Genomic DNA, 11814 nt, shown 5'->3' with positions numbered 1-11814 from the left:
CGGGCAGCAATCTGCCCGGCACGGCTCACACCCAACCATCCACCCTGTTGCTCGCGCCGGTCGGCACGCAGCTGCCGGCCACTTGCATGGAAATGTTTTATGCCCGTTATCACCTCAAAAATAAATGCCCGTTCCGCAGGCTTTCTGGAAAACGCCCAAGCAATGCAGCAACAGATTGATGATCTGAAGCAGCACCTGGAAAAAACCGCGCAGGGTGGCGGCGAAACCGCCCGCGCCAAACACGTGGCACGCGGCAAACTGCTGCCACGCGACCGTGTTGAACGACTGCTGGATCCCGGTTCGCCCTTTCTCGAACTCTCGCCCATGGCAGCGCACGGGATGTATGAGGGCGACGCGCCCGGCGCCGGCGTCATTACCGGCATCGGCCGGGTCAATGGCATCGAGTGCGTTATCGTATGCAACGATGCCACGGTCAAGGGCGGCACGTACTACCCCATGACGGTCAAGAAGCATCTGCGGGCCCAGGAAATCGCCCAGCAAAATCGCCTGCCCTGCATTTATCTGGTGGATTCGGGTGGCGCCAACCTGCCGCGCCAGGACATGGTGTTCCCGGATCGCGATCATTTCGGACGCATTTTTTACAATCAGGCGGTCATGTCCTCCATGGGCATTGCACAAATTGCCGTTGTCATGGGCTCATGCACGGCCGGCGGCGCCTATGTGCCTGCCATGAGCGATGAATCCATCATCGTCAAAAACCAGGGCACCATCTTTCTGGGCGGCCCGCCACTGGTAAAAGCGGCAACGGGCGAGGTCGTCACTGCCGAAGACCTGGGCGGCGGCGATGTGCACACGCGCCTGTCGGGCGTGGTGGATCATCTGGCCAACAGCGACCTGCATGCCCTGCAGCTGGCACGCGACACGGTGGCGCGCTTAAATATCAAAAAGAACATACCCCTTAAACTGCAAGCGGTGCGTGAGCCCCTGTACGATCCTGCGGAACTGAACGGCATCATTCCGGCCGATACCCGCAAGCCTTACGACGTTCGCGAAGTGATTGCGCGCATTGTCGACGGATCCGAATTCGATGAGTTCAAGGCGCGCTTTGGCACCACGCTGATTACCGGCTTTGCCCATCTGCATGGCATGCCGGTCGGCATCATTGCCAATAACGGCATTCTGTTTTCCGAAGCGGCGCAAAAAGGCGCACACTTTATTGAACTGTGCTGCCAGCGCAAGATCCCGCTTATCTTTTTGCAGAACATTACTGGTTTTATGGTGGGTCGCAAATACGAAAACGAAGGCATTGCCCGTCACGGCGCCAAAATGGTCACCGCCGTGTCCACCGCGTCAGTCCCCAAGATCACCGTCCTCATTGGCGGCTCTTTCGGTGCCGGCAACTACGGCATGTGCGGCCGCGCCTTCAATCCGCGCATGCTCTTCATGTGGCCCAATGCCCGTATCTCGGTCATGGGCGGCGAGCAGGCGGCCAGCGTGCTGTCTACGATCCGCCGCGATGGCATCGAGGCCAAGGGCGGCAGTTGGTCTGCCGACGAAGAAGAACTATTCAAGGCCCCGATTCGCGATCAGTACGAACGCGAAGGTCACCCTTACTATGCCACTGCACGCCTGTGGGATGACGGCATCATCCAGCCTGCCGACACCCGCCGGGTGCTGGCGCTGAGCCTGTCCGCAGCCCTGAACGCCCCGATAGAAGACACCCGTTTCGGCGTGTTCCGCATCTGACCGGAGACTAGACCATGTTCCATACCATCCTGATTGCCAATCGCGGCGAAATCGCCTGCCGCGTGGCCTCCACTGCCCGCCGCATGGGCATTCGCACTGTCGCGGTCTACTCCGATGCCGATGCCAACGCAGCGCACGTGCATGCCTGCGATGAATCGGTTCATATTGGCGCCGCCGAACCTCGCGCCAGCTATCTGCTGGGCGATGTGATCCTGAACGCTGCCCGGGCGACGGGCGCCCAGGCAATTCACCCCGGTTACGGTTTTCTGTCCGAAAACGAAGCCTTTGCCCTGGCCTGCGGGCAGGCAGGCGTCACCTTTATCGGACCACCGGCCTCTGCCATTGCCGCCATGGGCAGCAAGTCTGCCGCCAAATCTCTGATGGAACGGGCAGGCGTCCCGCTGGTGCCTGGCTATCACGGCAAAGACCAGGACCCCACCCTTTTGCATCAGGAAGCCGACCGCATCGGCTATCCGGTATTGATCAAGGCCAGTGCCGGCGGCGGCGGCAAAGGCATGCGCGTGGTCAATAGCTCAGAGGAGTTTATCGCCGCACTGGCTTCATGCAAGCGTGAAGCGATCAGCAGCTTTGGCGACGACATGGTTTTGATCGAACGCTATCTGACCAAACCGCGCCATATCGAGATCCAGGTCTTTGCCGACAGCCAGGGCAATGCCGTGTACTTGTTCGAGCGTGACTGCTCGGTACAGCGCCGCCACCAAAAAGTCATCGAAGAGGCCCCGGCGCCGGGCATGACCGCCGAACGCCGCAAGCAAATGGGCGAGGCGGCAGTCGCTGCCGCCAAGGCCGTGGGCTATGTGGGTGCCGGCACGGTCGAGTTCATCGCTGAACCCGACGGACGCTTTTACTTCATGGAAATGAATACCCGTCTGCAGGTGGAGCACCCGGTCACCGAGATGATTACCGGGCTGGACCTGGTCGAATGGCAATTGCGCGTTGCCGCCGGGCAGCCCCTGCCATTGACGCAAGACGAACTGACCATGCAAGGCCATGCCATTGAAGCACGGATCTACGCAGAAAATCCAGACAACGGCTTTCTGCCGTCCATCGGCACGCTAAGCCACCTGCGCCTGCCTGAACATGTCACCTTCCGCAACGGCACGGTTCGTGTCGATGGCGGGGTGGGCCAGGGCGATACCATCTCGCCCTATTACGACCCCATGATCGCCAAGCTGATTGTCTGGGGTGAAAACCGCGAACAGGCCATTGCGCGCATGCATACGGCACTGGCGCAAACGCATGTTGTTGGCGTGCGCACCAATCTGGCGTTTCTTGGCCGGCTCATGGAAAACACGGCGTTTGCCTCCGCCGACCTGGATACGGGATTGATCGAAAAAAACCGCGAGCAATTGCTGCCCGAACATACCGAAGCCACATTGCCGGCGCTGGCCTGCGTGGCGGCCACCTGGATCAGCGCCCAGGGACAAACCGGCCATAACAGCAACCAGGGCGATCACAGTATCGACCCATGGGACAGCACCGACGGCTGGCGCCTGTCGGGTTCCTATAGACAGACCCTGCAACTGCTCGATGGCGATATCGCGCACACGCTGCACATGCAGCGCGTTGACGGACAGTGGCAACTGGTGCACCAGGACCGTAACTATCCCCTGTCATGGTCAGCCCAAGCCGATGGCGCCAGCTGGCACACCCAGGTCAACCTGGATGGCCGCAATTATCGCGGTACCGTCGTGCGCGAGGGAGAACAGGCCTGGTTGTTTGGCACCGGACAAACCGGTGGCACCCGTATTTTTGGCCTGCCGGACATGTTGCGCCATGCCGCCGACGAGAGCGCCGACCATGGTGGCAACCTGACCGCCCCCATGCCAGGCAAGATCATCTCTCTGTCGGTCAAGGCCGGCGACACCGTAAAAAAAGGCGACGCCCTGATGGTCATGGAGGCCATGAAAATGGAACACGCCATTACCGCACCCACATCGGGCATTGTCGAGGAAGTGTTCTTTGCTGTTGGCGATCAGGTAACGGATGGAGCGGAATTGATCAGGATTGAAGAGGCCGACACCTGACCTTTCGCATTCTCTTTCACAAAAAAAAGAAGTCGAACGTAAACGGCCCCGGATAAGAACCCGGGCAAGATGACGATCTGAGCTAATTTGAAGAAATCAAAATTCCGAGACACTGTCTCGGAATTCTCTGCAAATACACATCCCACCATGTCCCGGACTGCGCTTTAGAAATAACAGAAAGGCGGTATGCGAGAAGAAATTTCCGCCTATTTTCCAGATTGGTCCACGCTATTTACATGCCGTTCCAGATTGCCTACGCTGAATGCGCGGCCAAATCAGGCCGTCAAATCAAAAGAACGTTGCGAGCAACCGTTTGCCGTCACTTGCCCGGCGCATGAGACTGGCACGTGAAGCGCCAGCCGCTGCCCGTATTTTCCATTGTTCAAAAGCGTGGTCTTACTGCTTGCCTTCGTCCAGATGTATATTGCCACCTTCGTTGGCCCACTCAGCATCACGCTGCTGTTCGATATCGTCTGACAGCGTATCGAGCAATTCAGCGATCTCGTCCTGATAAGTTTCAATCATATCATCCGGCAAACCCAAAGACTCCTGGGCTTCCAGAAAACTTTCGGCGCAGATATTGAGCGAATTGCGCACGGCCTTTTTGTCGCTCACATTGGCCAGCAATGCATACACCGCATGCTGCAGGGCCGCCTGCTGCGCCATGCATTGATTCAGATTATCCGATAGCTCGATTACCAGCTCTTTGAGTTCCATCTCGTTCTGCATGTCTGCTCCTTGTCATCCGTTGGGAGAAACCGGACGGATTCGACCATCCGGTTACCTCATTGCCCTGTCGGCAGACAGGGATCGATCAAGTTCTGACCTGGGCAATCGCTTCGTCCAGCCATGCCAGCATCAACTTGAGTTCATCTTCAGTCATATTCAATGCGGTCATGAAGCGCAGCAGATTCGGCCGCGGCGCGTTCAGCAGCATGCCTTCCGGACCGCGCTCACGCGCTGCGTCCACAATCGCCGGTCCGTCGTCCTTGTCCAGGATCAACGCACGCAACATGCCCATGCCACGCTCGCCTTTCATGCCCCATTTTTCCGACAGCGCCAGCAGTCCTTGCGACAACTGTTCGGAACGGGCCTGAACACTTTGCATAAAACCGGGGGCAGCCAAGGTATCGAAAACAGCAATACCACCGGCGGTGATCAATGGGTTGCCATTGTAGGTTCCACCCTGATCGCCATGCTCAAAGCACGACACTTCTTCGCGGGCCAGCATGGCGGCCAGGGGAATGCCGCCGCCGATCCCTTTGCCCAGCGACATGATGTCGGGCTCAATGCCATAAGCCTGATAGGCAAACAGTTCGCCGCAGCGGCCCATGCCTGTCTGCACTTCGTCCACGATCAGCAGCATATTGTTCTCGCGGGTCAGTTCGCGCAGCGCTTTCATGAACGCCATCTCTGCAGGAATAACGCCGCCTTCGCCCTGCACCGGTTCCAGCATGATAGCAACGGTATCGTCGTCAATCAGCGCCTTGACCGACTCCAGGTTATTGAGTTCAGCCTTGGGAAAGCCATCGACCTGGGGCGCAAATTTCGTGTCCCACCCAGCCTTGCCCGAGGCGGACATGGTAGCCAATGTGCGGCCGTGAAAACTATGGTCGAAAGTGATAATCTTGTAGGCGCCCTTCTTGTTTTTCTGGCCCCATTTGCGCGCCAGCTTGATCACGCCCTCGTTGGCCTCGGCGCCACTGTTGGTGAAAAACACCCGATCGAAGCACGACGCATCAATCAGCCGCTTGGCCAGCGCCACGGACGGCTCATTGAAAAACGCAGGAGATGGGTTGATCAGTTTTCCGGCCTGGTCGGCAAGCGCCTTGACCAATTGCGGCGGACAATGCCCCAGGCAATTTACCGCCCAGCCCTGAATGCAATCCAGATATCGCTTGCCTGTGTCGTCCGTCAACCAGGAACCCTCGCCACTGACGAAATACAAAGGTGGACGGGCGGTAATCTCCATTAGCGACTGAGCATCGGCAGAACTGAATGACATGGCATTTCCTTATAAATGCAAATGGGGGACGAAGTAAGTTTTCATTGTATTCAAATTCCCCCCGGCTGTCCGGTCTGCATGAAAAATACACGCTTACGCAGGCCGGTTGCCGCGACCCATCGATCTGCCAAAAGGCAATCTTTGCACCTACCGCTTTCACGCACCAAGCTTTAACGCTCGATTTTTATCCCGGATTTAACTCCCAGTTGCACACGTCGCTTTACACTTTAACGCTTTGCTCTGACTCCCGGTTCTTTGCTCTGACGCCCGGATTTAACTCGCGCCGCTCACTCCCTGTTCGCGCACCTGGCCTGGCGCTTGGGTGTTCTTTGCGCAGCGCCATTTGCCGCCTCCTCAGCTTAGCTTGTTTTCCTGCGCTAACCTGTCGCGCCAGCATGGTCAAATCAACGGCGTCATCTGCGCTTTTTTTTTGCTCATTTTTTGCGCTACTGGGCCGGCCAGCTATGTACAGTGCAATCGACTGAAACAGAAGGCGCGGCGGCCAGACAACGGTTCTGTCATCGGAAAGTCTTTTGGAATCATGAGCCTGGAAGCCACTGTGATGTTTTTTTATGACGAGATCCAATAAACCGTTGCCTGCCCACGCAAAAACCCGTACAGTATAATCATTAAGCCTGCGTAACGGCTGACGGGTGTAGCCTGTCATATAGCACCATTTATATACGCTTTCAGCTTAATTAAAGAATTTTGAAGGCAGGATGGTGTCATTTGACTGAAGGGCTATCATTGAATAAACCTTTTGGGGAAAACGCATTATGTATGATGTCCTGGTTTATCTCTTCGAGAACTATTACACTCCAGAATCCTGCCCTTCCGCAGACGTCCTGACCAAAAGGCTCATGGCTGCAGGCTTTGAGCACGATGACATTGACGATGCGATCGGCTGGCTTTTCGGTCTGGCCGAATCCACAGAAAAATGCGTGGAACTGACCAGCATGTCAGACTCCAGCACACGTTTTTATACACCAGGCGAACAACAACACCTGGGCGTTGCGGCCCTCGGGTTCCTGAGTTTTCTGGAGTATAGCGGGGCAGTGGCACCACCACTGCGTGAAATCATCATTGATCGGGCCATGGCAGCGCCGGAGGCTCCCCTGTCCTTGCAGCACATCAAAATCATCACGCTGATGGTGTTGTGGAGCCAGGAAGCGGAAATTGATCATCTGATCCTGGAAGAACTGGTTACCGACGACGAAGAAAAACTGTTTCACTGATCCGAAGGTTCGGCGGCGTGGTTGCGCCATGTGTCGCATGAAGCGACCATGAGGCAAGCACGCCGCCATAACCTATGCGAACATAAGCATGTTTGCAGCCAGGCCAGTGGCTGCTCGTGTCTACTCTATCTACTTGCCCCCGCTGATTTTGTCCAACTCGTCTTACACCACCTGCGCCCCCTATACGGGGCGTTTTGCGCCCAGCCCCAGCGGTCCCCTTCACGACGGGTCGCTTGTCGCGGCCATGGCCAGCTTTCTGGACGCTCGCGCCCATCACGGCCGCTGGCTGTTACGCATCGAGGACATCGACACGCCGCGCGTGGCGCCGGGTGCCGACCAAATTATCCTGTCGCAATTGCAACAACTGGGCATGCGCTGGGACGGCGACATTATCTGGCAGTCGCAGCGGCTGTCACGATATGCTGACATATACGAGCAACTTGGCAGACAAGGCCTGATTTACGGATGCGCCTGTACACGCCAGGAAATCGCCAGCAACGCCCTGCGGGCAGGGCTGTTGGGAGAGGACGGTGAGCGCCCCTACGCCGGCACCTGTCGGGCCGGTATTGCTGCTGGCCGCTCACCCCGTGCATGGCGCGTGAGAATGCCCGATGAAGCATACGCCTTTACCGATCGATGGGTGGGCGCACGAACCCAAAACGTTGCCCAGGCCGTCGGCGATATGATCGTCAAACGCGCCGATGGCCTGTTCGCCTATCAGCTCGTTGTGGTTGTGGACGATTACGATCAGCAGGTGACGGACATTGTGCGAGGCCAGGACCTACTTTCTTCTACAGCCAGGCAGCATCAACTGGCTCGCATGCTGGGTTTTATGCCACCGCGGATGATGCATGTTCCTCTGGTGCTGGACGCAGATGGCAGAAAGCTCTCGAAACAGAATCACGCACAGGCCATTGATGTACACAACCCGATTAAAAGCCTGCAGCGGGCCTGGGCAGCGCTGGGGTTTGATGTGCTGCCCGTAAACACGGTGAACGACTTCTGGGACGCAGCAGTGGCGGCATGGCGCCAACGTTTTACCATACGCTGACGCCCGTTTTAACCGTTATTTCCCGCCGCTATTTTGACCGTTATGTGTAACCGCTGTTTTGGGCGGTTATGATTTTTAGCCGTTATTTTTTGCCTTTGTACAGTGACCGCCAACGCCCGAACGCACACTGCAAAATGTGCGGCACAACGCACGCCCCCACAAGTGAGCCCCTGCATAACGGCCACCGAGCCCCGCCGTGCCGGTCTCAAGTGCTTATCGAGTGATGCTCAAGCCCTAAAGCCGATTCTGCTTTTCATCCAGCAACCCGGTTAACAATGCCACGCCGTCCTGATTGACACGAAACTCCCCATAGCGGGCACGCGCATAGTGTTCGCCCTGCCCTTCCGGGAAAAAATAGGCATCGGTCACAAACAGCACCCGCTCATCCAGCTGCCGGCGATAACGCACCACCACATTACCGGGCTGCGCAGGCGGTGCCATTTGAGGTAGCGTTCGCGTAAAGTGGTAGACACCCTGCGCATCGGGTTTCAGTTCGACATATCGGTGTGAATAGTCGGAAAACAGATTCCCATCGTCGCCCCGCTGTGACGCAAAATTTAACGTCATATAGTCGCCCTGCATCAAAGAGCGCGGATCCACCGGCCGCAATGCAACAACAAAACGCGTCCCGTCGCGAATGATGGCCTCTTTTTGCAGGATGTCCACATTGGCCACTGCCAGCACGGCAACCAGCCCGGCCACGATACTCACAAGCACCGGCACCCTTGGCCACCCGCGGCCCGATCTGGTCTCAGGAGCAGACAGGGTGTCATGCGTGGGCAAGCGCGACCCGTCGCGCCCGGCGGGCGTATCGGAGATCGGATCCGATGCGCCATGATGATCGGCGGGTCGCCCGCCAATGACCGCAACAGGACGCAGCCGGTACCACAGCAGTGCAAGCACCAGCAGAACGGCGCCCTGAGCGATCAGAAAGTATGCTTTATCGAGCAGAAGAAAATGCAATTGAAAATAAAACCGAGCCAGAAAGGCGATGATACTGACCACGCCGACAACCAGCATGCTGCGGTAACGCAGCTCGTAGCCCAGCAGGCACAACAACAGCCCCAACTGCACACCGGGCAGGTCGCCCCACAGTACGCCCAGTGCCAACAGGACCAGCAGCACAACGGCCTGATCCACCGCGCAAACGCGTGACCGCCTGGCAGACAGCCACGCGACCCCCACAGGCAGCAGGGCAAACACCAAATTACACAGATAAACCATCGGGAACCGTGTGGGCAGACGCCATTTACTCAGCACCATGGCCAGCATGTTCTGCCCATCGTGCGCACTGTGATTGCCGCTGTAGGGCAACCCCGACATATCAATAACATAAGCGCCAAGCGGGACGCACAGCAGCGCCCAAGCAAGCATTTTGTAGCGACGCAGCCAGGCCTGTGGCAACCCTATCAGAATCACGGTGGCCAGCACAATATAAACAGGCGCCAGTTCGCTCACAAACGACTGCCAGTCTGCGTCATGACGATAGCCCGATAGGCCGGTATCTGCATGATCGAATGCCAGACCAGGACTGTACTGCGGCCAAAGAATGGCAAAGAGCACCAGCGCTGCGACTGCGCACAGGAACTGAAACCACGGTATTTGATGCATATGGTACAGAAGCAGCAGGCCGGCAATCAGACCCAATACCGGCAAAGCGCGGTCCGCGTAGTCTATATAGGTTCCGTTGAAAACCTCGAATGCCAGCAACAGCAAACCGACCAGCATCAGCGTTACACCGCTGACACGCCCTTTTCCGCCCGCGGCGAAGTATGCCAACAGCCCGGCGACCAGCGCCGCACCTGCAGCCCCTGCCAGCGGTATCTCCAGGACCACAATAAGGGCCAGGCCCAGCAAAAATATAAAACCGAATGAAAAAAGGAACAACAACGGCGAACTTTGCGCCGGGGTGACTGCAGATTCAGCCTTTGCTGTGTTTGTGGCTGTATCTGTGACCGCAGCAGGTAAGGCTGCCGAACTATCCGAAGGGGCTGGCTGGCCGGGCGCGTCAGCCTGCGATTGATACACTTTCCTGAGCCAGGACACGCAACCGAGCATCCCCCCAAGTGCCACCACAAAGGCCAGCGCCACGCTCAGCTCGATCGACTCGGCGAACAGCCAGCTTGCGATGAGCACGTAGGTACCCGCATACAGGACCGTAAAGACGGCCAGTTGCGAAAGAATGAAAAAATCGGGCCTGACACGGTGATAAAGATAGAACCCGCCTGAGACAACCACCCCAACCAGCACAGCCTGCAGCAGCATGGCCTGATTGGGTCCATCATCAAACAGTGATTCCACAGACGCGGCCAGCGTACAAAACAAGGCAATCAGTATGATAAGCACCAGCAGCCGGGGAACCATCCGATAGGGATCGCTGTAGTGGCTGCGCAAACGCTCGGCGCCCGCCAGCAGGCCGGCATTGATTGCGGCCACCACCCATGCATAGCCCATGGGTGTATAACGCTGCGGGCTGATCAGCACCTGCGTACCCAGCAGCAATATGATGGCGGTATTTAGCACGACCAGCCACAGAACGATGACAAACCAGCTGCGCGCGACCAGCAGCCAGGGAATCGCCAGCAGAGCCCACCAGCCAAAGAGCGTCCAGGGATCGGCGCCGGTCTGATAGGTTTGCCCCAGAAGCGCCAATAGGCCACCGGTAACGACACAAGCGAGAAACAACGCGCCTGCAAAAACCGGTACGCCCTGGCGGCCTGAGCGAGCCAGGTCCGGAACGCCTGGGGTATGGCCGGACCTGGGCTGTCCCCGCCAGGCCTGCACCAAGGCAACGGCTACAACGGCAACCAGTAACAGCTGGACACCCGCAATACGCTCAAATTTGCCAAGGCCGTCCCAGTTTGCCGCGATCCAGGTCACAATGCCGCTGGCCAGCAGCCCAATACCCAGTACCCGCAATCCTATATTGAAAAAGAGACGCCACCGGACGATTTGATCATGCCCGGATTGTGCAGAATGAGCCGTCGGAGCTTGCATCAATTGAATTACCTCTCGTATTATCCGCGTTTGGGCTGACGGGAAAGTGCCGGCCACCAGAAACAGCACGGCAAGCGATTATAGCTGTGTGGAAAATAACCGTGTAGTACACTCGGTGAAAAATAACACATCCGCTTGCGGTTCATAACTTCGGAAAACCATGACGAAAACCCTGATTATCGCTGAGAAACCTTCAGTTGCACTCGATATTTCCCGTGCCTTGGGCGGCATGCATCGTGAAGGCGACTACTTTGAGAACGACCAGTATGTCCTGTCGTCCAGCGTAGGGCATTTGCTCACCCTGACCAATCCCGACGATGTTGTCCGCGGCAAATGGTCCTTCAATCATCTGCCGGCCATCCCGGCCAAAGCGTTTGACCTCAAACCGTCGGACAAAAAAGCCACCGACCGCCTCAAAATGCTGGTGCGCCTGCTCAAACGCAAGGATGTTACTGCCATTATCAATGCATGTGACGCCGGACGAGAGGGAGAGTTGATCTTCCGCTACATTATCCAGTATGCGGGCGTCAATAAGCCCATCAAGCGGCTCTGGCTGCAGTCCATGACTCGCAACGCCATTATTGAGGCCTTCGACAATCTGCGCGACGACAGCGTGATGAAGCCGCTGGAAGCGGCGGCTCGCTCGCGCGCGGAAGCCGACTGGCGGCTCGGCATCACCGGCACGCGGGCCATGACTGCCTTCAACAGCAAGGACGGGGGCTTTTTCCAGCCGCCTATCGGCCGGGTCCAGACCCCGACCCTGGCCATTGT

General features: G+C 57.5%; 9 protein-coding genes. 5 read left to right on the top strand and 4 right to left on the bottom strand.

Going from position 1 to position 11814, the window contains the following annotated elements; translation table 11 throughout:
* Positions 1-99 precede the first annotated feature (99 nt).
* Together ACTIKR_RS00045 and ACTIKR_RS00040 are read left to right on the top strand one after the other, a co-directional pair.
* On the top strand, positions 100-1707 hold the full coding sequence (locus ACTIKR_RS00045; RefSeq protein ID WP_193088245.1) for a carboxyl transferase domain-containing protein: 1608 nt from the start codon (positions 100-102) through the stop codon (positions 1705-1707).
* A 14-nt stretch (positions 1708-1721) separates the two neighbouring features.
* A complete protein-coding gene (locus ACTIKR_RS00040; RefSeq protein WP_442326931.1) occupies positions 1722-3755 on the top strand; it encodes an acetyl/propionyl/methylcrotonyl-CoA carboxylase subunit alpha in 2034 nt (677 codons plus the stop codon).
* Between the two features lie 396 nt (positions 3756-4151).
* On the opposite strand, the gene ACTIKR_RS00035 is transcribed toward ACTIKR_RS00040, so the two are convergent.
* From ACTIKR_RS00035 to ACTIKR_RS00025, 3 genes are all read right to left on the bottom strand, one after another.
* Positions 4152-4484 (bottom strand): hypothetical protein, encoded by a 333-nt coding sequence (locus tag ACTIKR_RS00035; protein WP_193088243.1) that lies wholly within the window; start codon positions 4482-4484, stop codon positions 4152-4154.
* 85 nt (positions 4485-4569) lie between these two features.
* Positions 4570-5760: an acetylornithine transaminase gene (locus ACTIKR_RS00030; protein WP_193088242.1), complete on the bottom strand. Its 1191-nt coding sequence runs from the start codon at positions 5758-5760 to the stop codon at positions 4570-4572.
* A gap of 220 nt (positions 5761-5980) precedes the next feature.
* Positions 5981-6427 carry a hypothetical protein gene (locus ACTIKR_RS00025; RefSeq protein WP_193088241.1) on the bottom strand — a complete coding sequence of 149 codons (447 nt, stop codon included), beginning with the start codon at positions 6425-6427 and terminating at the stop codon, positions 5981-5983.
* A 109-nt stretch (positions 6428-6536) separates the two neighbouring features.
* Here ACTIKR_RS00025 and ACTIKR_RS00020 point away from each other — a divergent pair, with 109 nt between their 5' ends.
* Both ACTIKR_RS00020 and gluQRS read left to right on the top strand, forming a co-directional pair.
* Positions 6537-6995: a DUF494 domain-containing protein gene (locus ACTIKR_RS00020; RefSeq protein ID WP_100694625.1), complete on the top strand. Its 459-nt coding sequence runs from the start codon at positions 6537-6539 to the stop codon at positions 6993-6995.
* An 88-nt stretch (positions 6996-7083) separates the two neighbouring features.
* Positions 7084-8046, top strand: coding sequence for a tRNA glutamyl-Q(34) synthetase GluQRS (gluQRS, locus tag ACTIKR_RS00015; protein ID WP_193088240.1), 963 nt, complete (start codon positions 7084-7086; stop codon positions 8044-8046).
* A 234-nt stretch (positions 8047-8280) separates the two neighbouring features.
* Here the strand turns inward: gluQRS and ACTIKR_RS00010 are convergent, their stop codons facing one another.
* Positions 8281-11043 (bottom strand): GDYXXLXY domain-containing protein, encoded by a 2763-nt coding sequence (locus ACTIKR_RS00010; RefSeq protein ID WP_193088239.1) that lies wholly within the window; start codon positions 11041-11043, stop codon positions 8281-8283.
* 160 nt (positions 11044-11203) lie between these two features.
* Between ACTIKR_RS00010 and ACTIKR_RS00005 the strand changes: the two genes are divergently transcribed.
* A partial coding sequence (locus ACTIKR_RS00005) for a toprim domain-containing protein (RefSeq protein WP_442326930.1) occupies positions 11204-11814 on the top strand: 611 nt, incomplete at its 3' end.

This window comes from Advenella sp., assembly GCF_052108595.1.
In the GTDB taxonomy this organism is placed as follows: domain Bacteria; phylum Pseudomonadota; class Gammaproteobacteria; order Burkholderiales; family Burkholderiaceae_B; genus Advenella.
The sequence above is the reverse complement of the archived record's forward strand: the minus strand, read 5'-3'. Positions and strand labels throughout refer to the sequence as shown.

Excerpts from the sequence above, each read along its gene's own strand:
- ACTIKR_RS00040 (WP_442326931.1), top strand. The coding sequence starts at position 1,722 with ATGTTCCATACCATCCTGATTGCCAATCGCGGCGAAATCGCCTGCCGC.
- ACTIKR_RS00020 (WP_100694625.1), top strand. The coding sequence starts at position 6,537 with ATGTATGATGTCCTGGTTTATCTCTTCGAGAACTATTACACTCCAGAA.
- ACTIKR_RS00030 (WP_193088242.1), bottom strand. The coding sequence starts at position 5,760 with ATGTCATTCAGTTCTGCCGATGCTCAGTCGCTAATGGAGATTACCGCC.
- ACTIKR_RS00035 (WP_193088243.1), bottom strand. The coding sequence starts at position 4,484 with ATGCAGAACGAGATGGAACTCAAAGAGCTGGTAATCGAGCTATCGGAT.
- gluQRS (WP_193088240.1), top strand. The coding sequence starts at position 7,084 with ATGTTTGCAGCCAGGCCAGTGGCTGCTCGTGTCTACTCTATCTACTTG.
- ACTIKR_RS00010 (WP_193088239.1), bottom strand. The coding sequence starts at position 11,043 with ATGCAAGCTCCGACGGCTCATTCTGCACAATCCGGGCATGATCAAATC.
- ACTIKR_RS00045 (WP_193088245.1), top strand. The coding sequence starts at position 100 with ATGCCCGTTATCACCTCAAAAATAAATGCCCGTTCCGCAGGCTTTCTG.
- ACTIKR_RS00025 (WP_193088241.1), bottom strand. The coding sequence starts at position 6,427 with ATGACAGGCTACACCCGTCAGCCGTTACGCAGGCTTAATGATTATACT.